The following is a 24,539-nucleotide window of genomic DNA, read 5'->3' on the forward strand; positions in this document are numbered from 1 at the left end:
TTATGATTTCTTCTATGATCTGCCTCGCGTATGTCCTGTCAGATCGACAGGCACAGGTATTTCAGTTCCAGGTAATCTTCGATGCCGTATTTGGATCCCTCCCGACCCAATCCCGACTGCTTGACCCCGCCAAACGGGGCCACCTCGGTCGAGATCAATCCGGTGTTGATGCCCACCATCCCGTATTCCAGCGCCTCAGACACCCGCCAGATCCGCGACATGTCGCGGCTGTACAGATAGGACGCCAAGCCGAATTCCGTGTCATTGGCATCGGCAATGACGTCGGCCTCGTCGGTGAAGCGAAAGACCGGGGCCACCGGACCAAAGGTTTCATCCCGCGCCACCGCCATATCCGCGGTCATGCCGGACATTACGGTGGGCTGGAAATAGGTGCCGCCCATCGCATGACGCGCGCCGCCTGTGACAAGGCTGGCCCCTTTGCTGATGGCATCCGCGATATGCGCCTCGACCTTGGTCACGGCAGCCGCGTTGATCAGCGGGCCAATGGCCACATCCGGATCCGTGCCCGGACCGACCTGAAACTCAGCCACCCGGTCCGCCAGTCGCGCAACAAAGGCGTCGTGGATACCAGACTGGGCATAGATACGGTTGGTGCAGACACAGGTCTGGCCGCCATTTCGGTATTTCGAGACCAAAGCCCCCTCAACCGCGGCTTCAAGATCGGCATCATCAAACACGATAAACGGGGCATTGCCGCCCAATTCCAGCGACAGCTTTTTGATCTGCCCGGCACATTGACGCATCAACACCTGCCCCACCCCAGTCGAGCCGGTAAAGGACAATTTGCGCATCTTGTCATTGTCACAAAATTCGCGCCCTGCCATGCGGCTGTCGGATGTGGGGACGATGTTCAATACCCCACGCGGCACCCCGGCCCGTGTGGCGAGCTCTGCAAGGGCCAGCGCGGACAGCGGTGTTTCCTTGGCAGGCTTCACCACCATCGTGCACCCCGCCGCCAAAGCAGGTGCTGCTTTGCGGGTGATCATCGCGTTTGGAAAGTTCCACGGCGTGATCGCCCCCACCACACCGACCGGCTGTTTCAACACCAAGAGCCGCTTGTCAGGGTGGTGTCCGGGGATCACATCACCATAGACTCGGCGGGCCTCTTCGGAAAACCAGCGAATGAAACTGGCCCCATACAGGATCTCGCCCTTCGCCTCGACCAGAGGTTTGCCCATTTCAGCCGTCAAAAGCGCGGCCAGATCATCGGCATGACGGATCACCAGATTATACCAACAAAGCAGGATATCGGCCCGCTCGGCGGCGGTACGTGCAGCCCAGTCTGACTGTGCGCGATCTGCCGCCTCAATCGCGGTGCGGATCATCGCAAGGTCACAATCGGTAACCTGCGCAAGGGCATCCCCCGTGGCCGGATCGTGCACCGCAAATTGTGTCTCACCTGCGCGCCACGCGCCATCAATCAGGGCATGTTGGCGCATCAGTTCAGGATCGGAAAGTACCAGCATATTGGTTATCCCGCTTCTGCAATCGGAAAGGCGCGCGCATAGCGGTCTGAAAACCGCACCCGCAGCTTATCACTGGTCACGTCATCAATGGCGCTGGCGGGCAGGCGCGCAGTGATTTCTTCACCCGATTGGGTGCGACAAATCACCGAAGCATGCGCGCCGTGATAAATGGTTTCAATCCGGTCGGCGGTGATGCCCACATCCCCCGTTTCCAACACGATCCTTTCAGGGCGCACCGACACCTGCGTCTGTTGGCCCGAGATCAGGCCACCGGCATTGTCGACCATGACCATGGTGCCGTCTGTCAACGCCACCTTTGCCATGCCGCCCGACACAGTCGATACGGTTCCGCGCAGCATATTGGTGTCGCCAAGAAAAGAGGCGACAAAGGCATTTTCCGGTGCTTCATACAGGGTGGTTGGGTCTGCGATCTGCTGGATTTGCCCATCATTATAGACCGCAATACGATCCGACATGGTCAGCGCCTCATCCTGATCATGGGTCACGAAAACAAAGGTCACACCCAGATTTTCATGCAGATGTTTCAGCTCGATCTGCATCTCTTCGCGCAGTTTTTTATCCAGCGCGCCAAGTGGTTCATCCATCAGCACAATTGCCGGGTTAAAAACCAGCGCACGAGCCAGCGCGACCCGCTGTTGTTGCCCCCCTGACAGTTGCGAAGGGCGACGGTCCGCAAAATGCGACAAATGCACCATGTCCAATGCAGCACGGGCCTGATCTGCGGCCTCGGATTTACCGGCCCCCCGCATGGCCAGGGGAAAGGCGACGTTTTCCAGAATGCTCATATGCGGAAACAGCGCGTAGTTCTGGAACACCATGCCAAAGTTACGCTTATGTGCCGGAATCGACGCAAGCTCGCGCTCTTCGTACAATATCTTGCCGGCGGTGGGGCACTCAAACCCCGCGAGCATCATCAATGTGGTGCTTTTCCCCGAGCCGGACGGGCCCAGCAGAGTGATAAACTCGCCTTTTTCAATCGACAGGTTCATATCGCGCACGGCGAAAACCTCTCCGTCATAGGTCTTGTCGATGTTGCGAAACTCGACAAAAGCGCCGGTATCTGTGGTCATATTTTCCTCCCGGTAAATCGGTATTTTTCGCGCGCTTCAGGCGGCGGTATGAAGGTCGGCACGCGTCGTCATAAGGGCGGCGCGCAAGCGAGTGATCATGAGGTCGAATTCGTCATCGCTTATGATGTACGGCGGACAAATTGCGATCGTGTCGCCCATGTTGCGAACAATCAGCCCCTCGCGCAGCGCGTTGTTTTCGAACCGACGACCTACGGCGAGTTCCGGCGCAAAGAAGGTGCGGCTGGCCTTGTCTGCGACCAGTTCAATCCCGGCAATAAAGCCTTCGACACGGACCTCGCCGATCATGTCGTCTGTCGCCAGCGCCTCCAGCGCGCGGGTCAGATCCTGCCCGCGCCGGGCGGTCAGTGCCGGGGCCTTCATCTCGTGGTATTGTTCCAGCGCAGCCAAAGCCACAGCCGAAGCTGTCGGGTGGCCGGAATAGGTAAACCCATGGCCAAACACGCCCAGCTGGTCGCTTTGGGCGGCGATTGCGTCATAAACAGCGCCAGACAGTGCAACCGCCCCCATCGGGATGTAGCCAGCGGTCAGCCCCTTGGCCATCGCGATCATATCCGGCTGGGCCCCAAAGGTTTGCGACCCGAACCAGTTGCCTGTTCGTCCAAACCCACAGATCACCTCGTCCATCAACAGAAGGATCCCATGGGATTGCAACAGGGCGCTCAACCGGCTGAAATAGCCTTTCGGCGGGGTCAGAACGCCCCCTGCCCCGATGATCGGCTCCGCAATCATTGCGGCAATTGACTCTGCCCCATGCGCGGCGATCACATCTTCGATCTCGGCGATCAAACGGTCGCAATAGGCCGCTTCGGTTTCGCCCTTTTCTGCCTCGCGGAAATGACTGGGGCGCGACACCCGCACAACGCCATCTGTGGCGGGAAGGTTGAACCCGTCTTTCATATGCGACAACCCGCCGACAACGGCCCCAAAGATCGTTGATCCATGAAACGCCCCCTCGCGAGAAATGATCTTGCGCCGGTTGGGCTGGCCTTTGGCCATGTGATAATACCAGGCCATTTTGACCATGCTATCAATCGCTTCGGACCCGGAGTTGACATAGAATATCCGGGCATCATCAAGCGGAACGATCTGCGCCAGCTGTTCAGACAGTTGTGCGCACACATCATTCGAGCGGTGGTTGAAGGTGTGATAGGCAGGCAATTTTTGCAGTTGTGCGTGCGCCGCCTCGGTCAGGCGCTGATTGCTGAACCCGAGGTTGGCGTACCACAGGCCGGACATCGATTCGAGATAGTCACGACCCTGAATGTCAGAGACAAAAACCCCGCGCCCACCCGTTAACATCAATGCACCCCGAGACTGGTGCGCAACGGCGTTGGTTTGCGAATGTAAGTGATAGCGGGCGTCAAGCGCATTAAGATGTGTGGCGTAATTGGTCACGAGAACAAGTTCCTTTTGATCCCTGCTGCATTCTGCGTTTGACATGATAATGTATAATATATTATATGATGTCAACGTTAATCCCAACCCGGAGGTTCAGATGACATCCACACAGCCAGCCGCGCGCATACCAAAGACCGGCGCGCTCTCCCCAGATCACTTAAAATACCTGAAAGAACGTGCCCTGTTTTGCCGCCTTGAAACCGTGCGTTTGATTCAAATTGCCAAAGTCGGGCATTACACCTCGGTCTTTTCCTGTGCCGAGATTTTTGCTGCCCTTTATTATGACACGATGCGCCTGAAACCCGGCGTGCCAGATTGGGAAGACCGCGACCGCTTTACCATGGGCAAAGGTCATGCTGCGGTGGGTCTGTACCCGATTCTTGCCGACCTTGGTTTTTTTGATCCTGCGCTGCTGGACGGATACACCAAGCTGGGCAACCCGCTGGGCGATCACCCGGATATGCGCAAGGTGCCGGGGGTGGATTTCAGCTCTGGCTCGATCGGCCACGCCATTTCCGGCGCGCTTGGCATGGTGCTCGCGGGGCGCGCCCAAGGGCGTGATTTTCATGCCTTTGCCTTGGTCGGAGATGGCGAAATGCAGGAAGGCCAGGTGTGGGAAGCCGCCTTGAGTGCCGCCCACCACGAAGCGGCCAACCTGACGGTGATCGTCGATCGCAACGGGTATCAGCTTGATGGCAATGTCGATGATGTGATCGGTGTCGAAGACCTGACGGCCAAATGGCAGGCATTCGGCTGGGACGTGCACCGCGTGGATGGCCACGACATGACTGCCCTTGCGACGCTTTTGCGACAAGTACGTGCCGACACGAATCGCACCCGCCCCTGCTGCATTATTGCCGACACGGTAAAAGGCAAAGGGGTCAGCTATATGGAAACCGAACCGGGGTGGCACCTTGGGTATCTCGCCCCCGAGGATGAGGCCCGTGCCATTGCCGAAATCAAACAAGGAGCTGGACTATGACCGCCCCCCTGCACAAAGACAGCTGGCAATATCGTCAGCTCAACGCCCTGAACCCCGGCCTGCAAACCCTGTCCGATGGTCTGACGGATCTGGTCGAAGAGGGGCATCCGGTTTTGGCCTGCACGGCCGATCTGCAATATTCCAATGGTCTGTCCAAGTTTGCGGAAGCGCATCCTGACCGGTTTCTGCAATTTGGGATCTCAGAACAAAACATGGTGTCTGCGGCGGCTGGCATGGCCGCTGCGGGGTCCATGCCGTTTGTGGCCACATTCGCGTCCTTCCTTGCGCTTTTGTGCTGTGAACAAATCCGAACGGATGTGGCCTATTCTGCGCTTCCGGTTCGGTTGGTTGGCCACCACACCGGGATCTCTTTGGGGTTTTATGGCACCTCGCATCATGCGACCGAAGACATCGCGATCATGCGGTCGATTGCCGATCTGACGGTGGTAGCGCCTGCTGACAATGCCCAGTTGCGCGCCGCCATTCGAGCCTCAGCCAACCATGCCCAGCCGATTTATTTTCGCATCGGGCGTGGGCGCGACCCGGATGTCTATGACGAAGATGCGCCGTTTGAATTTGGCAAAGCGATTTCACACGGCAATGGCGAGGACCTGACCATTATTGCGACAGGGTCGATGGTGCATCCCGCACTGGAAGCCGCGCAATCCCTACGGGCCGAAGGTCGTTCGGTCGGGTTTCTTGATATGCACACGATCAAGCCCCTTGATCGCGATGCAATCCTCAAAGCTGCTGGATACAGCCGCGCCATCATGACGGTTGAAGAACACACCGTTCTGGGGGGCCTTGGCGGGGCGGTGGCCGAGGTGTTGGCCGATGAAGGGGCAGGATGCCGCCTGATCCGACACGGGATCGAGGATGAATACAGCCTGATTGCGCCTCCCACGCATCTCTATGCGCATTATCGATTAGATGCCGATGGGATCGCGGCCCGCGCCCGCGAAGCGCTTGGCTAACCACGCGACACAGTAAACTTGCACCACGGGTCACTGTTCAACGCCCGTGGTGCATTCCCAGCCAACACGCACCTGAATAAATCTACGCGCGAGTGGTCGCCAAATCTCCTCCCCTTCGGTATATGATGTTTTATAAAATCAAATCCGGAACGAGCGCCCGCAAGCCATGCCAAAGTTAAGCCCCTCAAAGCCCGTAAAACTCTCCACCCGAATTCATAAGGAATTTCAGGATCTTCTGATTGCAGGGGAGTTTAAACCCGGCGAGAAGCTGCGGGTTGCTGATCTTGTGGAACAGACCGGCACCTCAATCACACCGGTGCGCGAGGCCTTGATTCAACTGGTCAGCGAGAATGCGGTGGAAATGTATTCGCCCCGCGCCTTTGCCATCCCGGCCCTGTCGCTGGATCGCTATCAGGAAATCCGCGCCATGCGCATCGCTCTGGAAGGCATCGCCACCGAGGCCGCCACACCGCGCCTGCGCCCGGATGAAATCGAACGGCTGCAACAGTTGCACGAGGCCTTTGTCGCCGCCGAAGAAAGCCGGGACGGCAAATCCACCCTGCGCAACAACCGCGAGTTTCACTTTTTGATCTACCGCGCCGCCAATATGCCACTTTTGCTGGCCACAATTGAACGGCTCTGGGCGATGATGGGCCCCATTCTGAACGTCTTTTATGAAAAGATGGAGACGGACTATACGGGCGCAGAAGAGCATTTGAACATTCTGGCGGCCCTGCGGGCGGGAGAGGCGACCAAAGCGGGGCTGGCCATGCAGAATGACCTGCGTCGTGGCGGGGCCAGCATGGAGGCTTATATCGCACAGAAAACGGAACTGGCCGACGAGGCCCGCGACAAATAAAATAAGGGCGCGCGTAACGGATGCGCACGCCTTTGTTATTGTGGATTAATCAAAGATTCCGGCGGTCTCGCCGCCATCCACGGGAATAATCGCACCGTTCACAAAGCTTGATGCGTCTGAAATCAACCATGCGACAACATCGGCCACCTCGCGCGGTTCCGCCAGGCGGGCGGCCGGGATGGTGGCCACAGTGGCGGCCAGCCGCTCTGGGTCATCCATGATTTTTTGCATCATCCGGGTGCCGATCTGTCCGGGTGCAATGGCGTTGAAGCGCACCTCGGACCCGTATTCCAGCGCCAGCGCCTGTGTCAGCCCGATCAACGTGGCTTTCGATGCGGTGTAGAGCGCCAGACCACGCTGCCCGACCAGACCTGCCACGGATGAAGTGGTGACAACGCTGCCTTTGGCCGCCCGAAGGCCCGGCAAGGCCAGCCGCGTCATCAGGTAAACGCTGCGGGCATTCACTGTCATGATCCTGTCCCAGTCTTCGGTCCGGGTCTCTTCAAACGGGGCTCGCAGCGACATGCCCGCATTGTTGACCAATCCGGCAATCCGCCCCTGTCCAAGGTCCATCGCACGGGTCACCGCCGCGTGACATTGGTCTTCATCTGCGACGTCACACTGTTGAAAAATCGCACCACATTTCTTTTCCAGCATTTGACCCGCCGCCTCGTCGCGCCCGGTGAACACCACCCGCTGCCCCTGCCCGGCCAAGGTTTCAACACAGGCTTGCCCAATCCCATGTGTGCCGCCCGTGACGATGATTATAGAGCTTTCGTTCATGCTTTGCTTTTCCCATTTGTCAGTGTTGATGCCACACGGTCCATCTTTTCCAAAGTCTCATCCATTTCGGCAGGGCCGTGCGCTGTGCCGATCATCAGATTGCCCCGCCCAAAGATCCAGATCCCCTCGGCCAGAAGTGCCTGATGCAGCCGCGCAAGCAATGCCGCGTCATGGGTCAGCGTATCACGATACCGTTCCGGCGGGGTTGCTGCCGCAAAAATCGACAGGACCGGCCCCAGCCCATCGGCGCAAAGGGGCAGGTTGTGGCGGCGAAAGATTTCGTTGAACCCGTCGGTTAAGCTGCGGCCATATTTGGTGATCCGGGCAAACGCCGCACCGTCGTCTTTTGCAAGCGTATCAATCGTTGCAAGGGCCGCGACCGCCGAAATGGCGTTCGAATTATACGTGCCCAGATGGCTGACCTGATTGCCCTCAAGAAGCGCCATCAGATCCCGCTTTCCGGCAAAGCCCGCAATGGGCATCCCACCGGCCATCGCCTTACCGAATGTACACAGATCAGGGGTGACCCCGTAATGCCCCTGTGCGCCGGACAGACCCAGCCGGAACCCGCTGACCACCTCGTCAAAGATCAACACGATCCCATTACGGTCACACAGGGAGCGCAGCGCCTGAAGATAAGCCGCACCACTGTCCATACAGCCATTATTGGTGGGATAGGGTTCCAAAATCAACGCGGCGATGTCACGACCATGATCCGACAGGATCGCCTCAAGCGCAGGCAAGTCATTCCACGGGGCGACAACCACATCAGACAACACAGTTTCCGGCTGTCCAGGCGTCATGCGCAAGGCATGGGGGCGGGCGTTCAGCCCACTATGGACCGAGGCTTTGACGCTGACATAAATGTTGTCGCCCCAGCCATGGAAATGCCCTTCGAACTTCAGCACCTTGTCGCGCCCGGTCGCGGCCCGCGCCAGCCGCAAAGCCGCCTGCACCGCCTCAGTACCCGAGCTGGTGAAACGGCACATATCCGCACAGGGCCAGCACGCGACCACCCGTTCGGCCAGCTCCAGTTCCGCCGGACAGGCCGCCCCGAACATGGTTCCCTGCCCCAGCGCGGCCTGAACCGCATCGACCACGGGCGCCGAGCGGTGACCAAGGATCAGTGCGCCAAACCCCATCATATAGTCGATATAGCCGTGGCCATCTGCATCGGTGACCCGGGCCCCTGTACCTTCGGTCAGAAACAGCCCGCGATGGTCAATGCGCCCCCCGCTGCCAATGCCTCCGGCCAGAACTTTCGACAGCCGCCGGGTTGCGGCCTGCGACATTTGTTGATCCCGCATCGTGGATCCTCCTTCTTTGAAACTCACAATGTTTTGCGCGCCAGCCAGGCCGTGGCCGCCAGCATCAGGATTGAAATCACCACCAGAAGCGATGACATCGCCAGAATGGACGGCTCGATATTGTCGCGGATTCCATCAAACATCTGCCGCGGCAGTGTTTTCTGCGCCGGGCCCGCGATGAACAAGGCCACCACCACCTCGTCAAACGATGTGGCAAAGGCAAACAGAGCCCCCGAAATCACCCCCGGCGCGATATTGGGTAAGGTCACGCGAAAAAATGCCGTCACAGGGGTCGCCCCCAGAGAGTTGGCCGCGCGCACCAGATTGGTATCGAACCCGCGCAATGTGGCCATCACCGGGATCACCACAAATGGCACGGCCAGCACAGTATGGGCCAGGATCAGCCCGGCAAAGGTGGCGACCAACCCCAGTTTGGCCAGAAAGAAATACATCGCCACACCAGACACGACCAACGGGATGATCATGGGCGAGATTACCACGCCCATCAGGAATTGCTGCGCCACCAGATTGCCGCGCGCAAATCCCAAGGCGGCCAATGTGCCAAGGATTGTTGCCAATGTGGCCGAGGCCAGCCCGATGATCAGGGAATTGACCAGCGCGCTCATCCAAGGGTCATACTGGAACACCTTTTCATACCATTGAAGGGAAAACCCCGGCAGCGGATAGCTGAGAAAACTGCCGGAGCTGAACGAGATCGGGATAACCGCAAGGATCGGCCCGACCATGAAAATCGCGACCAGCATGCTGAGCACCAGTTGGCCATTTCGCATTGAGAATAATGTTGTCATTTTGTCCGTCCTCACTTGTCAATTCCCACCAGTCGGCCAATGCCCACATAGCGACCCAGACCGATGTAAAGTGCCAGAATGCAGCTCAGCAGAATGAAACTCAGCGCCGAAGCCATGCCCCAATTCAGTCGGGTATCGGTGAAAAAGGCGATGAAGTAGCCGATCATCTGATCCTGAGCCCCCCCCACCAATGCCGGGGTGATGTAATAGCCAACCGCAAGAATGAAGGTCAGAAGACACCCTGCCCCGATCCCCGGCAGGGTCATCGGCAGATACACCCGCCAAAACGCCTGCACAGGACGCGCGCCCAATGATGCCGCCGCGCGCATGTAACTGGGGGGGATCCCCTGCATCACGGAATAAAGCGGCAACACCATGAACGGCAGCAGGATGTGAACCATCGCGACGTAAACGCCGAAGCGGTTGAAAATCAGCTCTAACGGATCGCTGACCAGTGACAGGCCGGTCAGAATGTCATTGATCAAGCCTTCGCGTTGCAGCACCACAATCCAGGCGGACGTGCGCACCAGAAGCGAAGTCCAGAACGGCAACAGGATGGACAACAGCACAACCACGCGCATCCGCGGCCCGGCCACCACCATAAAATTGGCCACCGGGAAGGCGATCAGCAGACAGACCGTTGTGACCACCACACTCACCCAAAGCGAGCGTAACAGAATATCAACAAAGATCCGCTGTTCAGGCTCGGTGCGCACCACGGACCCGCTGTCATCCACTTTCAGATCAAGCGCGGCAAGCAGATAGTACGCGGTGACAGGCGACGCCGCACGGCGCAGGGCGTGCCAGTACGGCATCTCGCCCCAGCGCGGATCCAGCCCGATCAAGGTGGCTTTGGGGTCAGCGGCAATCTCGTCCTGCATCCGGCCGATTTTGCGTGCGGATCCCATGATCAGTGTGCGATAGCCAGGCACTTCGTAATTCAACCGGCGCGCGGCCGCAGCACGTTCAGGGCGTAGGTCCGCGTTGCTCAGATCATTTGCCAAGGCACGGAATATCTTTGCATCCGGCAGCGCCTCACCTGGCCAATCCTCAAGGCTCTGCGCCAAAACCGGCAATCCGGCCCGCAGTTCGGGGTTTTCGACCGAGCGCGACAACATCACCAAAATCGGGCCAATAAACAGGACCGCGATAAACAGCAAAAGTGGCACAACCAATAGATGCGAGACGAGACGCTTGCGTCTGACATCCCGTCGAAATTCCTGCTTTTGGCCAGTTGAAATTGCGGACCAGGCCGGGTGTTCGCTTGTCACCGTCATCATATATTCCTTGGTTGCGGCAAAGCGCATGATCCACACGCGCTTTGCCTGCTTCAGATCAGTTGGCAAGCCATTGTGTGAAACGGGTCTGCAACTCTTCCTCGTGATCCACCCAGAATGCGGTGCTCAGCGCGACGGCCCCCTCAAGGTTATCGGGGTCGGTCGGCAATTGCGGTGCAATCTCCGGGTCAATCAAAGCGTTGGCCTCGGTATTGGTGACGCCATAAGGAATTTGATCGGTAAACACTTTCTGATTCGGAGCATCCATCGCAAAGCTGATAAACTTTCTCGATGTTTCCAGATCACCGCCTTTAACAACGGTCCAGAAATCCATAGCATAAAGTTGATTGGTCCAGGAAATGCCGAACTCACGGCCTTCTTTGTTGGCGTTGGCAATCCGTCCGTTATACGCCGCCGTCAGAGCCACATCGCCCGAAGCTAGCCATTCTGGAGCTTGCGCCCCGCTTTCCCACCAGACGATGTGATCCTTGATCTCGTCAAGCTTGGCAAAGGCACGATCGGCCCCTTCCGGCGTCGCCAAAACGTCATAGACATCTTCAGCTGGCACCCCGTCCGCAACCAACGCAATTTCCAGCGTCATCCGCGCCTGTTTGCGGAGGCCGCGCCCACCGGGCCAAGTCTCCAGATCCCACATATCGGCCCAACTGGTCGGTATCTTGTCCTGACGTGCGCCATCAAATCCAAGGACCAGCGACCAAACAAAAAAGCCAACACCGCAATCGGTGTCTTTGGCCTGATCCAAAAGCGATGTACCCAGCCCCAGATCAGCCGCTGAAACAGTTTCCAGCAACCCTTCATCACACGCCAAGATCATTTCGTTTTCGTCCATCTGCACGACGTCCCAGACCACGCTTCCGGTGTCGACCATGGCTTTAATCTTTGAGATGCCCCCCCCATAGGTGTCTTCGTTTACTTTGATGCCAGTAGCGGTTTCAAACGGCTCAATATAGGCAGCTCGCTGGGCATCCTGAAGTGATCCACCAAAACCCGTGACGGTAAGATCCTGTGCGCTGGCACTGGTGGCTGCGATCAAGGCATATGCCGTTGTAAGAAAAATTGGTTTCATGATTGTCCTCCCTCGTGACTTGTATAATATATTATATATCATACATCTTGACAAGCTAGTTATGTTGGCTTTGGTACTAATACCTTAGGAGTTGCAGGTTCCAATCCCGCGATTTACGGTTGTTTATCCAGGACACCGTTGAAAATCACACCCCTTCAGTCAATCGAAGGGGAGTTTGGATCTCATCGACAATCAAGGAAGCAATTGAGAACAAACGTCCCAGGCAGAATGAACAGGTGTTTTGGTGTTCAAAAAACAATCAGGCTGGCCCTTCCAAGAAGGCTACCTTGTGGCAGGTCAAACAGAGGTCCACATCTTTACCGATTACCGCTGGAACGATGGATCGGTGAGCCGCCGTTGGCATGTCGATCCTGATGGCTTTGATACTTGCCTTGCTGAGCTTCGCCCGTTTTCCCTGACGCCAAGTGACAGCTCAGATCAGTAGGAAAACCACTCTGAGTGACCCATGTTGCCATTGTAGTCACCGTATTCAACCATGATGCTGCGGGAATCGAAGTGCCAAGAGCCTCCTCCGGTCGGAAAGGCGATTTCTTGACCGCTTTCTGAGACGAATGTCGCGGGCCAGGGCATATGGGACCCGTAGACACGCTGGATGTAGCGGCAGGTTTGGTTCTCGCGATCGCAGGAGCGGATCGACCAGTCCCACTGCCGAGGCATATCCCGCTCCTTGTAAGACCGTCCCCAAAACCAGATCACATGGGTCCGGTTCAGCCACTCGTATTCGGGGAGGCTGGTGTCGAGTTCACCCTCCCCGCCGAGGTCACCCAGTTCGACCGGCACATGGGCGAAGGTGCAAACTCCGAAGGGTGGCAAGCTGGGCCAGGGCGTGATGCGGCGGATCATGGTGCGATAGGCCCGCACACAGACTGCGCTCGGGGGGAAGCCGCCAGCCATGCAGAGCATGATGGCGCAGTCGATGTCATAGGCCCGCGCCTTCTCCGGGGCTCCGAACACCGCCATCACCCCCATCGCCGCTGCCATCGCCTGTCGCTTCATGCCGCTCTCCCGCAAAAGTTGCGCGGACTATCGCGCAATATGTATTTTTATGCAATATGTCGTATTGACTCCATATGACTTTATGGCCTTAGTGTCGTGAAGTAGAAGGGCTCTCGTGGGGAGAGTCCGAATATGCCGATAGCGCGCAACCAGATCCTGATCACCATCGATGGTGTCAAAGACTTGTCCGAAAAGGGCATCGCGTTCCGCTGCCGGTATGAACTCGTGGGGTTCACGGACGATGGCAAGCCGCGCTACCAGTGCATCTACCTGCGCGAGGGCGAGCCGGAAGCCATTCTGGTCTCGACCCGGATCACCCCGCATGGGCCGGAGCCGCGGTATTTCAACATATGGCCGGGGCTCTTCAAACATCATTTCGAGTTCGGTGACGGGCGCGATCTGCGCTTTGGTCCTGACTATGAGCTCACCCTCGAGGAGCGCGGCTGACGTTATCGCCTTCGGCCGCGACGGCGCGGCCAGGACTTCCGGCTGGACCTTCCACGGCGCGAGGCCCGCATGGGCTGGTCTGGATGATAGCGCTGAGGCGGAAGTCACTCTGGCCTCGTTGAACGCTACGCCGCCATCCGGTCGCGGCGACATCCTCGCTCTGATCCAGACAACTGCCGTCCGCCACCAGGGGAACCGTGCCCTGCGCCAGGCTGGTCTGGGTGCCGACGACTGGCAGGTTCTGTTCCGGGCCCTGGTCGAGACCGAAAGCAGCTATAACCCGACTGCAGTGAGCCCGAAGGGCGCTTATGGATTGGGCCAATTGATGCCAGACACCGCCCGTGCCCTCGGCGTCGATCCGCACGACCCGTCCCAGAACCTCGACGGCGCGGCGCGCTATCTTCTGGAGCAACTCGCCACGTTCAAGGATATCGACCTGGCGCTGGCAGCCTACAACGCCGGGCCGCACCGCGTGGTCGAGTATTCCGGCATTCCGCCTTTCACCGAGACCCGCGACTACATCGCGCGCATCCACCGGAGCCGGTCCCAGTTGGCGGGCACATCCTTTTCCGCGCCGAACATCCGCGTCGCAGACCGCACCCCAAGTCGGACGCCGGTCCTCATCGATCTTCAGTAAAACAAGGGAACTTCGCATGCTTCGACATCGCTTCAGCCGCCTCTTGCCTGTCGCCACAACCCTGGCGGCTTTCGCAACGCCTGCCTTCGCGCAGGACTTGTCGCCGATCCAGACCATGCTGGAAACCGTCGAGGCCGCGCTCACCGGTCCCATCGGAATCGCGGTCGCCACGCTCGCGGTCATCGGCACCGGTTTCATGTGCATGATGGGACGGCTCAACTGGGGCTGGTTCGCCTCCGTCATCATCGGGATCGTGCTGATCTTCTCGGCCGGTACCATCGTCGACGGTTTCTCCTAAGGCTGGAGAATAGAGTTGGCAGAACGATCCCCCCTCTTTTTGGGCCTCGCCCGACCGCCCAAGTATCTGGGCTTGCCCGTAGGATACCTGGTGGTGCTGGCGACCGGGGTCGTTCTGCCGTTCATCTGGACTGTGAATCGGCATGCGAAATTGACCCACTTAGGTGGGTTATGAGCGAGTAAAATTGACCCACCTGTTTCGTTAACATCCGCGCTTCAAGTGCGGAGGAAAGAGCAGGTGTTATTGATGGAAAGTGTATCGAAGATCCGTCTGTGGGTGCTGGTTGAAGGGCGCAGTATCCGGTCTGTTGCGCGGGCGACGGGATTATCGCGCAACACGATCAAGAAGTATTTGAAGGATGAGAGCCCGCCGAGCTACCAGCGCCAGGCTCCACCGGTTCGGCACAAACTGTGCAACGGGTTTGATCTCCGGCTTCAGGAACTGTTCGATCAGGACCAGAAGCGACCACGTCGGGAGCGGCGAACGGCCCAGAAGCTTTATGAGCAGCTCGTGGTGGAAGGCTACACCGGGTCCTATTCTCCAGTTCAGCGATTTGTCCGCGATCTGAAGCGGGCTGGCGCCGGTTCTGGCGATGCTTTTATCCCCCTGCATTTTGCTGCTGGTGACGCCCTTCAGTTTGACTGGAGCGAAGAACGGGTTGTCCTGGGCGGCGTTGAACAAAAGATCTAGGTTGCCCATTTCCGCCTGTGCCACAGCCGCAAGCCTTTGGTGATCGCCTATCCCGGCGAAGCCCAGGAGATGGTTCTGGATGCTTTTGTGCAGGCACTGTCTTTCTATGGCGGGGTTCCACGACGGGTGATCATTGATAACCCCAAGACCATGGTGACCTATGTGTCCCGCTCGAAGGACCGGATATTCCATCCCCGGTTCCTGGCTCTGATGAACCACTATGTGATGGAACCTGTTGCCTGCACGCCCGCAGCGGGTTGGGAGAAGGGGCAGGTCGAGAACCAGGTCCAGTTTTTGCGCGGCCGGTTGTTTGTGCCCAAGCCTGCCTTTGAAGATCTTGATGCGCTGAACAACTGGTTGCGCCTGCGCTGTGAAGAACTGGCCAATCGTCCCCATCCCGAACAGCAGGATCGCACGATTGCCGAGGTGTTCGAAGACGAACGCGCCGAGCTGCGCCCCTTGGGTCGGCCTTTTGACGGCTATGTTGAGAAGACGGTTCGTGTCCGATCCACTTGCCTGGTTCAATATGCCAGCAACCGCTACAGCGTCCCGTCCCACTTTGCCGGTCAACATGTGTCGCTGCGCGCTTATGCGGGCCGGATTATGCTGGTGTCGGGCCAGGATATCATCGCCGAGCATAAGCGCCGCTTCACCCGCAACGTCAGCTACTTTGAACCCTGGCACTATGTTCCTCTGCTGGATCGCAAGCCCGGCGCCCTACGCAATGGCGCACCCTTCGTGGACTGGCAACTGCCTGAGGCCATGCACCAGATCAGGGAACATTACATGGCAGACAAGGGCGGGGATCGGGAGTTCGTTGATCTGCTTCTGCTCGTCCAGGATCACGGGATCGAGGTTGTCGAGATGGCTTGTGAACTGGCCGTGGCACAAAACACCCTCCGCCTGCCCGCCATCATCAACCTGATTAACCAGTTGGTGGAGCCGGTCATCACGCCGCTCAGCGAAGCCTATGCCTATCCGCAACTGACCCTGCGACCCGAGGCCGACTGCAAGCGCTATGAGATCCTGTGCTCGACTGAGGAGGTTGCCGCATGAACGCCCTGATCGACCAACTGACCGCCCTGAGGTTGCACGGAATGGCAGCTTGCGCACATGATTTGCTGTCCGCGCGCAAGCCACCAAGTCTGACCACAGCGATAAAGCAACTGATCGACGCGGAGACTGTAGAGCGGCGGGCGCGCTCTATCCAGTATCAAATGAGGATCGCGAAGTTCCCCCATCATAAGGACTTCGCCACCTTCGATTATGGTGCTGCCGCCATCACCCAGACCCAGATCGAACCGTTCTGCACAGGGCAGTTCACCCAAGAGGCGCACAACCTCATCCTGGTGGGCGGAACCGGCACCGGCAAAACCCATATCGCCATCGCTTTGGGCACCACCCTGATCACCAACGGCAAGAAGGCACGCTTCTTCAACGCCGTCGATCTGATCAACGCCCTGATCAAGGAACAGGCCGAGGGCAATGCCGGGAAGATCATCCGGCAACTCTCGGCTCTGGATTGCGTCATCATCGACGAGCTGGGCTACATCCCGTTCCCCAAGTCTGGCGGAGCATTGCTGTTCCATCTGATCAGCAAGCTCTACGAGAAAACCAGCGTCATCATCACCACCAACCTGGAGTTCGGAGAGTGGGTCTCGGTCTTTGGCGATGCCAAGATGACCACCGCGCTGCTGGATCGCGTCACCCACCATTGCGCAATCATCGAAACCGGCAACACGTCCTATCGCTTTGCTCAGAGCAAAAGCCGCAGAGAAAAGTAACCGTCCCGAAAGCAAAGCCCCCAGACGGACTCGCTATATGAGGGCGGCCCGCCTGGGGGCTTTGCGCCACATGGGGTGGGTCAATTTTAAATGCTGAAACCGGGTCAACTTTGAACGCTCATTGACATTCGCTTGCAACCAAGACAGGAACTGGCCTGCATAAAGACAATAATTGCGCACGACAGTCGGACTGTAGCGCTGTTCTTGCAAAGCCTCGCGAAGTTTCAGAAGTGCTTTGGGGGGTGATGATAACATCGGGTTCTCCTTGGGTTGGTTAACCCAACCAAGAAGCCCCTAGCTAAAGTTCGAAAGCAAATTGCCCTCGACTGATCCTGCAAACAACCGCCGTTCGCGCAAAGCGCAGCAAATCCAACGAAAGAGCCCTCAGCCGCCATCCCCCAGCAGGTGGGATGCTGCAGGCGCACGAGGTCGGTCACAGCCCAAAGCAGACCGTGCGGTAGCCAAGGAATTGAAGATACAAAGGCTTATCTGATTTTCCACCTCAGTTTACCATGCTATGTACTTTGAGCGTTTTGTTGCGCAGCTTAGGAGGCAGATAGATGGCACTTAAGCTACCAGATCAGAGATGGACTTCCCTTGATCGAAAGCCAAATCGCTGCGGCAAAAGATGGTTCACATTTTGGCATTGATTCCAGCAACTTAAAGGTTCTGTTGCAGGGCGAAATTTACCAAGGGATGGCCATCATAGAGATCAATAGTAAAATTGACACAGGAGCATTTGCGAGAGTTCAACATGCGGTTCGGGCCAAGACACTAGACTTCATAGGTGTTTTGCCCAATACTCAGTTGCGTTCCCCTATTGTTCTCCAAGACGCCCAAATATGCACGTTCGGTCCAGTTGGGCCAACAAAGCAGTTCTAGCGCCAAAAAATCATGAGCTAGCAGCCGCTGAATGGATAGCGCCCTGAATGTTGAGCAGGAGGCGACCAGTTGCATCTAACGTGTTTGACCACCACGCGATAAAGGATCATTATGCTATTTATCCGAGCAAAAATCTTATTAGCACCATTTTGCTCTTAACAGGAGTCGCCCTCCATGAAGGCAGTTGTTACGGTTATTGCTTTTTTACTGGCTTGCCTAGCCGTTGCAACATTGTGGTCAATTGTCGCGGCGCTTGGGTCGCCGCGGGACATAGGCTTTACCGCGTTTATGGTGCAGACTGGCACGATTTTTGGGCTTGTAACCACCGCTAGCGCCGTTCCGGTCTTGGCAGTTTACGCTGTTGCGACCCACCATAACATGGTCAGTTACCACTTGGCGGCTATGGTGGGATTTTTTCTGGGTGCCGGATTGTTCGTCGTATTTTTCTCGACTTGGTTCTCCGGGTCACGCGTGCTCGAGTACATTAAGCTGATCAGCGCTGGTGGCGGATTAGGGCTATTCGGCGGGATGACCTTCTTATTTTGTAAGTTTCGCTTAGGCCAAATGGTGAGCAATCGAAAATTTGCTCGTTAAGGCTGGCGCTGATGACATCGAAAGTAGTAGCTTCTTAGATGCATTCAAAAATACGGAGAGGCTGAAATGCTCCACCGTCTGCGCCAACCAAAGGTACCCAGTCACATCAAGTTTGCGCGGGTAGTGAGATCGATTTGGGCTGAGGCCATGATATTCGGTTTAGCCCTCTCAGTAAGGCCTGTCTTATCAGCGTTGCAGCCAAAGCTGAAATGCCAAAACCGCAGTCATAATCAAAAAGAAACAGCAAAGACCCAGCCCAGCGGATCGCGCGGTGGACTTGAGTCCGGGCCGCATAATGGTTTGCGCCATACGGGATTTGGTCCCGCTGCGCTGAATGGCGTTCTGTACCGCCTGAATAAACCAGCCCCAGATGGCCGGTTGAGCAAAAGCAAAGGCAATTCCACCCAGCAAAACAAAACTAACTTTTGAGACTCGCGCTGCCAACTCTCTGTCGCCACCATAGAATGGAAGAATAGTCTCTCCCACAACGCCAAGCGCGATAAGAAGAACAAAAAAAATAGCGGACAGTTTCAACATATTAGGGTTTTAAGCAGCGCCATCACCGACGGCAAGTCTCGTGCTGCCCAAGAACTTCATATCATCATGGCCAAGCGCAGTAAGCTCTGCGAGTGAGGGTAAACTCGACCAGCATGTCAGGCCAGGCATCGCGATACGTCGCGTGCCATTTTTCGAGAGTTGAAACACCGCTACAGGTTGTCCCAGTCATCAAGGTTGTAGAGAAACCCGAACAACGTATCCGCGCAGCGGGCCAGACCCTGAGTGTTGTTGCCTGTCCCCCAAGGGTCACTGGCCGTTTCCCAAAGATATACGGCATTGTCCGTTGGGTCGGTGCCATTGGCCAAAAGGTTGGTGTGGCCTGCGTCTGCTGTGCCGATAAACACCATATCATGGGGAAAGCGGTCGGGAAATTCACGGCCTTTTCGAAATATCTCGAAGTTGTCGATGACAGATTGCAACGGTTGGAACGGCACCTGTAGTTCATGTTTGGTCTGTGCGCCGTCTGGCCAAGTCGCCAGAAAGTAATAGCCAAACCCATGTTCAAATTCGCCAGCCGTTTCCAACAGTTCTTTGTACTGGGTGGGCAGACGACAACCCGTCTTTTCTAACAGCTTTTCGAAATGCGCCTTGTTCCAAAACAGGGTGGCAGGCGCATAATCGGGGTCCTTTTTGAAGCGGGACAAAGCCATATCGAGCGTGATTTCCATGTGATCGCCTTAATTTAGTGGCCTTCGGGCTATACTTGCACCACCAAAGTGCGGAACGCCACCGTTGCGAACGCGGGCCGACTGACGGGCTTGTTGGCAATCGCCATCCCAATGGGAAGACCAGAACCAGATGGCGCCCATGTCCGCAAGGTCAATGGACAAAACAAGGTGTCACCACCTAAAATCGCCGTTGTCATATCAATCAGACAAGTCGCCGTATCTTGTCACGGCGGGCCTGTTCTGCGAGACCAAAGTCACCGGTTTCAGCGTTGGTAGAGCGGTCCCCGCGCATCGGTAGTTCGACGCAACCTTTCGCTGCGTTGGAAACTGGTCAGTTTGAAGCGGTCAATAACAAGACAACCGAAACCCTTGACAACTCAGCTGCCAATAAGGTCGCATTCAACTTTTTCAGTCCGGATCGTTTTTTGGGTCATAAATACGCTGACTTTGATCGCTACAACACATTGGGGAAACTAGATGCAGCAACGGCGCCTTTGGCAGATGGCCCTATCACTCTTCCTCTTGGTACCCAGTACGATACATGCGCAAAACCCCAGCTCCTTGGAAAAATCCACCATCGAACGTCTTGAAATCGCTACAGATTGGCTGGTGCGCAACGGTGCGTTTGTCCTGGATATGCGCGGCAAGGAATTCCTGAAATCCAAGCTGACTGAACAGGGGCCGGTTCTTTTGTGGGTTACCCCGCAGGTGGATACCAAAGACACAATTGCCCAGTTCCGTATCAAAGCAGGCGGATATAACTACGATATCGAAGCCATCTACCGCGAAACCCTGAACGATCAAAAAATTGTCTATTGGGTCACCCATATCACCGCACAAGACTGGGTAACCCCGCTGCGCGGTTGCCGTTTCCATATCAGCACACCGCAAGATGATGGCAAACAGATTGTACTGCTGTCATCAGAACGGTTTATTCCGTCATATAAAACCGCCAAAGGGGTGGTCTTTGCCTTGCCGCAGGATGATCTGGACATCCTCTATAAACTGCAGGCATGGCGCTTTCCAATGTGTTTTTCCGGAACAGATTTATCTAAGAACGAAGTCACCCATGATGCACAAGGCAGGCTGACGACTGCTCCAGCGACATCCTTTGAAGGGGGCTGTTGCACTAACCATTGAGAAGTACCTCACACCTTTACATGGCACAATATATGCATTTAGGGCGTCCAAATGTTGTCGATATCAAGATGACCGGGGACCGTAACCTTGATGAAGCCCTTGCTAATGGAGCATCCTTTCGAGCGAACACGCCTCAAGGCTATAGTTGGCGCCGCGGCAATGATGGGACAAGCATGTTGAAGCTGGTTGTGAGTGTTGCACTGAGGCGGTGGGTGACGCTAGTGATCAACCTTCGCCTGCCAGTTCGGACTTGATGCCGGTTGGGTTCACCTTGGCCCGGGTCGCTCGCAGCCCAATCACGACAGTCAGGCAGGGCGCAGCGCAAGCGCCGCTGCGAGCGCGAAAGCCTCCCGAAAGCGGACCTTCAAGCCTGTAAAATTGATCCAGGCGATACTGCGATCAGTGTAGACGTCAGCGACGCGGAGATAGCAACCTTTGCAAAGTAGTGGAATCTGCCAGCCAGGCGGCGGTCCCATGCTACACGAGCAACGGATGGAGCAGACCTTCGCCGCAAGTGCAGCCACTAACCATCATCGAACGGACGGGATGCGGACAAAGCGCCATTTCGCTGCGGTTGCTCCAATGGCTGCTTACGGGGATCAGTCTTAATCCTTGCCCCAGATGGCAAGACTTTCAGGGATTGTGTTGATCCCTCGCTTTTCCAATTCTTGCAGCAACTTTCGGGGTTTCGGTTCATTAACCTCATGTTCTAGCCCGACGATGCATGTGAGATTTGGCAATAGGTCTAGGTCGACCGCAGCCTTGTTTGTAACTGGAACTGGGCCATCACCGCCCCCTGGATCCCAGAAGGGCACCATCTGCTCGATCACGCCACCTCCCCCCCCATCAAGGCCCGATTTTTGGGTCAACACCTCGACATGGGAGAGCAACTCACCTGGAATCGCGAGGTTTTTGAAGTAGGTCATGGCTTCAGGGATAACGTCGTAGCCATCATCCTCAATGGAGAATTCGCGTTTCGTCCATTCTTCTGCAAATTGCCGGATGTCAAAGAGCGGGAGCAGGCGCTTTTGGACATACATCAATTCGTCAATCACCATGAGCTTCAAGCCAATATCTTTGAAGCGGTTGTCAGACGCCTTGGGCATTGGAAAGGCAACCGGTTGCGTCTTGATGGCGTCAGCCTTCGCCAAAGCCTCCTTAAGGGGCGCGGCAAGGTCCACGGGCAAGGCCCTTTCGATTATCTCTACCGTTTTACGCGCGCCGTTGGCTTTGGCGAGGTGCTTGGCAGCGGCGGTGAATTGCTCCGCTCGGACCGAGTCAAATCCGGTTTCAATCTGTTTGAGCCGCGCCTTCGCCGCTTTAAGTCTTTCGCGGCTGAATTGCTCTGCCTGCTGAGGGGAGATCGAATTGTCCGGCCCGTCAAAGCCCTCGGCAATTCTGGCCTCTTCACGTGCGATGCCGTCCAGCGCCTTTTGAGCCTCTTCTTCTGCCGTGCCGATTGTCAGGTCCAAAGGATCAAAGGCAAAAACCCGTGCTAGGTTGGAAAGGTTTTCACGCGGCCAGACTGCCGCGTCCGCCAACACATGCGCCATAATCTTTGGACCGTACTTCTGAAACGGATCTTCGCGCCACGCGTAAAAACCTGTCATGTTTTGCCCGATCCAACCATAGGGACCGCGTTCGGGATCGTGGCCGGGATCTCGGAAAATATCTTGGATCAAACTCCCGGCCTCATCGACGAGACTGGGATGATCCCCTAGGATCGAGACGATCAAGTTGGAGTCGAGGTAAGCAAAGCGCCTCAACAGCTTCGGAACTAGGTGTGCGGCCTCCGCGCTCAGGCGTCTGCCCTGGGGGCCAAAATCCGTATGATGGAAGTAGCTGAGCAGCGCGGCTTCAGCCACCTCGCCAAGGGTGCCTTTAGCGCCCGGCAAGGGCGTGTTTGTCATGACCCGGTCGGGCACATCCAACAGGGCGCGGATCAACTTCAGGTGTTCAGCGTGGATCAGGTTAAGCTGCTGTTGCGTCGCTTGCCGTGCACCGTGGCCAGTCAGGTACTTGCCAGAGGCGAAGCAGATCGCAAAGCGGTAGACCGACACGTCGGTGCTGTTTCCGTCAACGTTGGAGCTACCGAAAAGCCTGTTGAAAAGACCCCTTGGCTTGGGCGCAGGCTCAGACCCCAGAACAGCACGCAGGTTGACTAAGTGATCTTGGAACATCCCTTCATAATCTGAAACATCGCGACCGATGCATTTGGCCCAGTCAGCATGAATGAGTTGTACGGTTGCACTATTGAAGTCGGAATCGACGAGATGTTTTGACGTAAGAAGGACCACAATATTATCCTTATCGGTTTCCCCAATCATTTAACCCAGCGCTGATGATTGCAAAAGTAGACTTTCATGCAAAGCGCAGCATCCGGTAAAATGGGCTCGTTTCTGGCTTGCGGCGATGCACCAGCAGAGTTGCAGCGTGCGCGCACATGTTCCCGGTCCTCAGAGGACGCCAGCCCAAAGTGACCGATGCGAAGCAAGGTTGGCTCTCGTTGCCGCACATGCACAAATCGCGCCTCGACTTCCCGGAACCGGACATTCAAGCTGTCAAACGCGGCTTTTTGCCTTCAATGTCGGCAGTGATCTTCGAGTCCGGGGAAGCTCTCTCGCAAAGATCGCCCGCGAATTGGGCGTGACTGACTCTGCTGTCACCTTGGTGGGCAAGAGAATGTGCCGGTCTGCAAAGATCGAGCAGGCTTTGGCCGAGGCTTTACAAACTACGCCAGAGCAGCTTTTCCCAGATCTTTGCGAAAGAGGACAAAGAGCCCAGACTTCTGGGTTGCTGGATCGCAGCTAGAGTCCGCTTTTGGGAAGTGAGAATTTCTGAACCGGTGAACACCGCCAATACTGGACTTTTACCAATTGGCAGTTGTCTGCCGTGCGGATTTCCTAAAGCGGACGTTGCTCAACGACGTTGAGGCGATCTTTTGGCTAAACGGTTGAGTGCTTTTCATTCACTTTGCAGATTTTGGCGTGCATCGTTTGACGCCTTGCGCATATTTCGCGCGAACAACGTGACATCGATTTCTGTCGCGATGAAGGTCGCGCCAATTTCGCGGCATTCTTGTTGCAAACCCTGATCCAGCGTCAAAATGCCAGCGGCCTTGCCTGAGGCGACGATCTTTTCCATCGCTCCCAGTACGGCTGCTTTAACCTCAGCTGCGCCCGCCTGACCAATGAAGCCCATATCTGCCGCCAAGTCGGAGGGGCCAATAAAGACGCCATCGAGTCCATCGACTTTCAGGATGTCATCAAGGGCCGCCATGCCTTTTTGGTTTTCGACTTGTGCCAGCAAACAGATTTCATCGCGCGCGGTGGTCAGATAGTCACCAATTGCGGCAAAATCAGACGCCCGTGCGAGGGCCGATCCAACGCCGCGCGCACCGTGGGGGGGATATGTGACAGCATCGACGAGCTCTTGGGCTTGCTCAGCACTTTCGACCATCGGGATCAAAAGTGTCTGCGCACCCGCATCAAGCAGCTGTTTGATGATCCAGCTTTCCCCAATCGGGGGGCGCACAACCGCATGACTGTCGCGCGCCGCAAGGACCTGTAGTTGTGCCACAATAGAGCGCAGATCGTTGGGGGCATGTTCGCCGTCAATCAACAGCCAATCGAACCCCACGCCAGCGCTTATTTCAGCGATATAGGGGTCGGCAAGGCCAAGCCAACAGCCGAGTTGCACTTCACCTTTTGTGATGGCGTGTTTGAATGGATTATGGGGGGCGGGCATGA

General features: G+C 56.7%; 27 protein-coding genes and 1 pseudogene. 15 read left to right on the top strand and 13 right to left on the bottom strand.

Going from position 1 to position 24,539, the window contains the following annotated elements; genetic code table 11:
* Nucleotides 1-38: 38 nt before the first annotated feature.
* The 3 genes from PhaeoP97_RS18920 to PhaeoP97_RS18930 are packed head-to-tail and all read right to left on the bottom strand — an operon-like array spanning nucleotide 39 to nucleotide 3,994.
* Nucleotides 39-1,487, bottom strand: a complete 1,449-nt coding sequence (locus PhaeoP97_RS18920) for an NAD-dependent succinate-semialdehyde dehydrogenase (protein WP_072506800.1) — start codon at nucleotides 1,485-1,487, stop codon at nucleotides 39-41.
* Nucleotides 1,488-1,492: 5 nt separating this feature from the next.
* On the bottom strand, nucleotides 1,493-2,578 hold the full coding sequence (locus tag PhaeoP97_RS18925) for an ABC transporter ATP-binding protein (protein ID WP_072506801.1): 1,086 nt from the start codon (nucleotides 2,576-2,578) through the stop codon (nucleotides 1,493-1,495).
* A 36-nt stretch (nucleotides 2,579-2,614) separates the two neighbouring features.
* Nucleotides 2,615-3,994: an aminotransferase gene (locus PhaeoP97_RS18930; RefSeq protein WP_072506844.1), complete on the bottom strand. Its 1,380-nt coding sequence runs from the start codon at nucleotides 3,992-3,994 to the stop codon at nucleotides 2,615-2,617.
* 100 nt (nucleotides 3,995-4,094) lie between these two features.
* On the opposite strand from PhaeoP97_RS18930, the gene PhaeoP97_RS18935 reads away from it, so the two are divergent.
* The 3 genes from PhaeoP97_RS18935 (at nucleotide 4,095) to PhaeoP97_RS18945 (ending at nucleotide 6,812) form a co-directional block, all read left to right on the top strand.
* Complete coding sequence (locus PhaeoP97_RS18935; protein WP_072506845.1) at nucleotides 4,095-4,979, top strand: transketolase; 885 nt, start codon at nucleotides 4,095-4,097, stop codon at nucleotides 4,977-4,979.
* A complete protein-coding gene (locus PhaeoP97_RS18940; protein ID WP_072506802.1) occupies nucleotides 4,976-5,953 on the top strand; it encodes a transketolase family protein in 978 nt (325 codons plus the stop codon). Before PhaeoP97_RS18935 ends, PhaeoP97_RS18940 begins: the two co-directional genes overlap by 4 nt.
* A 166-nt stretch (nucleotides 5,954-6,119) precedes the next feature.
* The gene (locus tag PhaeoP97_RS18945; protein ID WP_072506803.1) at nucleotides 6,120-6,812 is read left to right on the top strand and encodes a GntR family transcriptional regulator; all 693 of its coding nucleotides are present in this window, start codon (nucleotides 6,120-6,122) and stop codon (nucleotides 6,810-6,812) included.
* 45 nt (nucleotides 6,813-6,857) lie between these two features.
* Here the strand turns inward: PhaeoP97_RS18945 and PhaeoP97_RS18950 are convergent, their stop codons facing one another.
* The 5 genes from PhaeoP97_RS18950 to PhaeoP97_RS18970 are packed head-to-tail and all read right to left on the bottom strand — an operon-like array spanning nucleotide 6,858 to nucleotide 12,075.
* A complete protein-coding gene (locus tag PhaeoP97_RS18950) occupies nucleotides 6,858-7,595 on the bottom strand; it encodes an SDR family NAD(P)-dependent oxidoreductase (RefSeq protein WP_083570458.1) in 738 nt (245 codons plus the stop codon).
* On the bottom strand, nucleotides 7,592-8,902 hold the full coding sequence (locus PhaeoP97_RS18955) for an aspartate aminotransferase family protein (protein WP_072506804.1): 1,311 nt from the start codon (nucleotides 8,900-8,902) through the stop codon (nucleotides 7,592-7,594). The genes PhaeoP97_RS18950 and PhaeoP97_RS18955 overlap by 4 nt, the downstream gene beginning before the upstream one ends.
* A gap of 23 nt (nucleotides 8,903-8,925) precedes the next feature.
* The gene (locus PhaeoP97_RS18960; protein WP_072506805.1) at nucleotides 8,926-9,711 is read right to left on the bottom strand and encodes an ABC transporter permease; all 786 of its coding nucleotides are present in this window, start codon (nucleotides 9,709-9,711) and stop codon (nucleotides 8,926-8,928) included.
* Between the two features lie 11 nt (nucleotides 9,712-9,722).
* On the bottom strand, nucleotides 9,723-10,988 hold the full coding sequence (locus PhaeoP97_RS18965; RefSeq protein ID WP_237029051.1) for an ABC transporter permease: 1,266 nt from the start codon (nucleotides 10,986-10,988) through the stop codon (nucleotides 9,723-9,725).
* A 58-nt stretch (nucleotides 10,989-11,046) separates the two neighbouring features.
* Entirely contained in the window at nucleotides 11,047-12,075 is a 1,029-nt protein-coding gene (locus PhaeoP97_RS18970; RefSeq protein ID WP_072506806.1) for an ABC transporter substrate-binding protein, read from the bottom strand.
* Nucleotides 12,076-12,319: 244 nt separating this feature from the next.
* Here PhaeoP97_RS18970 and PhaeoP97_RS18975 point away from each other — a divergent pair, with 244 nt between their 5' ends.
* Nucleotides 12,320-12,520, top strand: a complete 201-nt coding sequence (locus PhaeoP97_RS18975; protein WP_072506848.1) for a hypothetical protein — start codon at nucleotides 12,320-12,322, stop codon at nucleotides 12,518-12,520.
* On the opposite strand, the gene PhaeoP97_RS18980 is transcribed toward PhaeoP97_RS18975, so the two are convergent.
* Complete coding sequence (locus tag PhaeoP97_RS18980) at nucleotides 12,514-13,092, bottom strand: hypothetical protein (protein WP_072506807.1); 579 nt, start codon at nucleotides 13,090-13,092, stop codon at nucleotides 12,514-12,516. The genes PhaeoP97_RS18975 and PhaeoP97_RS18980 overlap by 7 nt on opposite strands.
* Before the next feature lie 132 nt (nucleotides 13,093-13,224).
* Between PhaeoP97_RS18980 and PhaeoP97_RS18985 the strand changes: the two genes are divergently transcribed.
* The 9 genes and pseudogenes from PhaeoP97_RS18985 to PhaeoP97_RS19020 all read left to right on the top strand — a co-directional run bounded on the left by PhaeoP97_RS18985 (nucleotide 13,225) and on the right by PhaeoP97_RS19020 (nucleotide 18,424).
* Nucleotides 13,225-13,539 (top strand): hypothetical protein, encoded by a 315-nt coding sequence (locus PhaeoP97_RS18985; protein WP_072506808.1) that lies wholly within the window; start codon nucleotides 13,225-13,227, stop codon nucleotides 13,537-13,539.
* A complete protein-coding gene (locus PhaeoP97_RS18990) occupies nucleotides 13,511-14,176 on the top strand; it encodes a lytic transglycosylase domain-containing protein (RefSeq protein ID WP_083570459.1) in 666 nt (221 codons plus the stop codon). The genes PhaeoP97_RS18985 and PhaeoP97_RS18990 overlap by 29 nt, the downstream gene beginning before the upstream one ends.
* Before the next feature lie 16 nt (nucleotides 14,177-14,192).
* On the top strand, nucleotides 14,193-14,474 hold the full coding sequence (locus PhaeoP97_RS18995) for a TrbC/VirB2 family protein (protein WP_072506810.1): 282 nt from the start codon (nucleotides 14,193-14,195) through the stop codon (nucleotides 14,472-14,474).
* A gap of 15 nt (nucleotides 14,475-14,489) precedes the next feature.
* Nucleotides 14,490-14,606: pseudogene (locus tag PhaeoP97_RS20820) on the top strand (VirB3 family type IV secretion system protein); the annotation flags it as partial.
* A 114-nt stretch (nucleotides 14,607-14,720) separates the two neighbouring features.
* Nucleotides 14,721-15,164 carry a hypothetical protein gene (locus PhaeoP97_RS20565; RefSeq protein ID WP_217525901.1) on the top strand — a complete coding sequence of 148 codons (444 nt, stop codon included), beginning with the start codon at nucleotides 14,721-14,723 and terminating at the stop codon, nucleotides 15,162-15,164.
* 39 nt (nucleotides 15,165-15,203) lie between these two features.
* Entirely contained in the window at nucleotides 15,204-16,220 is a 1,017-nt protein-coding gene (locus tag PhaeoP97_RS19005; RefSeq protein ID WP_237029020.1) for a Mu transposase domain-containing protein, read from the top strand.
* Entirely contained in the window at nucleotides 16,217-16,948 is a 732-nt protein-coding gene (istB, locus tag PhaeoP97_RS19010) for an IS21-like element helper ATPase IstB (RefSeq protein WP_072503358.1), read from the top strand. The genes PhaeoP97_RS19005 and istB overlap by 4 nt, the downstream gene beginning before the upstream one ends.
* Before the next feature lie 597 nt (nucleotides 16,949-17,545).
* Nucleotides 17,546-17,830, top strand: coding sequence for a hypothetical protein (locus PhaeoP97_RS19015; RefSeq protein ID WP_072506811.1), 285 nt, complete (start codon nucleotides 17,546-17,548; stop codon nucleotides 17,828-17,830).
* 174 nt (nucleotides 17,831-18,004) lie between these two features.
* Entirely contained in the window at nucleotides 18,005-18,424 is a 420-nt protein-coding gene (locus PhaeoP97_RS19020) for a hypothetical protein (RefSeq protein WP_072506812.1), read from the top strand.
* A 186-nt stretch (nucleotides 18,425-18,610) separates the two neighbouring features.
* Here PhaeoP97_RS19020 and PhaeoP97_RS19025 read toward each other — a convergent pair whose 3' ends face one another.
* Both PhaeoP97_RS19025 and PhaeoP97_RS19030 read right to left on the bottom strand, forming a co-directional pair.
* Nucleotides 18,611-18,961, bottom strand: a complete 351-nt coding sequence (locus PhaeoP97_RS19025) for a hypothetical protein (protein WP_072506813.1) — start codon at nucleotides 18,959-18,961, stop codon at nucleotides 18,611-18,613.
* Nucleotides 18,962-19,131: 170 nt separating this feature from the next.
* Nucleotides 19,132-19,650 carry an SMI1/KNR4 family protein gene (locus tag PhaeoP97_RS19030; RefSeq protein ID WP_072506814.1) on the bottom strand — a complete coding sequence of 173 codons (519 nt, stop codon included), beginning with the start codon at nucleotides 19,648-19,650 and terminating at the stop codon, nucleotides 19,132-19,134.
* A 561-nt stretch (nucleotides 19,651-20,211) separates the two neighbouring features.
* Between PhaeoP97_RS19030 and PhaeoP97_RS19035 the strand changes: the two genes are divergently transcribed.
* Nucleotides 20,212-20,790, top strand: coding sequence for a hypothetical protein (locus tag PhaeoP97_RS19035; protein WP_072506815.1), 579 nt, complete (start codon nucleotides 20,212-20,214; stop codon nucleotides 20,788-20,790).
* A 605-nt stretch (nucleotides 20,791-21,395) separates the two neighbouring features.
* Here PhaeoP97_RS19035 and PhaeoP97_RS19040 read toward each other — a convergent pair.
* On the bottom strand, nucleotides 21,396-23,087 hold the full coding sequence (locus tag PhaeoP97_RS19040) for a DUF6892 domain-containing protein (RefSeq protein WP_157891278.1): 1,692 nt from the start codon (nucleotides 23,085-23,087) through the stop codon (nucleotides 21,396-21,398).
* A gap of 115 nt (nucleotides 23,088-23,202) precedes the next feature.
* Here PhaeoP97_RS19040 and PhaeoP97_RS20125 point away from each other — a divergent pair, with 115 nt between their 5' ends.
* A complete protein-coding gene (locus tag PhaeoP97_RS20125; RefSeq protein ID WP_083570460.1) occupies nucleotides 23,203-23,601 on the top strand; it encodes a helix-turn-helix domain-containing protein in 399 nt (132 codons plus the stop codon).
* A 153-nt stretch (nucleotides 23,602-23,754) separates the two neighbouring features.
* Here the strand turns inward: PhaeoP97_RS20125 and PhaeoP97_RS19050 are convergent, their stop codons facing one another.
* Entirely contained in the window at nucleotides 23,755-24,537 is a 783-nt protein-coding gene (locus PhaeoP97_RS19050; RefSeq protein ID WP_072506817.1) for an aldolase/citrate lyase family protein, read from the bottom strand.
* Nucleotides 24,538-24,539: the final 2 nt, after the last annotated feature.

The sequence above is a fragment of the Phaeobacter porticola genome, from assembly GCF_001888185.1.
GTDB classification, from domain to species: domain Bacteria; phylum Pseudomonadota; class Alphaproteobacteria; order Rhodobacterales; family Rhodobacteraceae; genus Phaeobacter; species Phaeobacter porticola.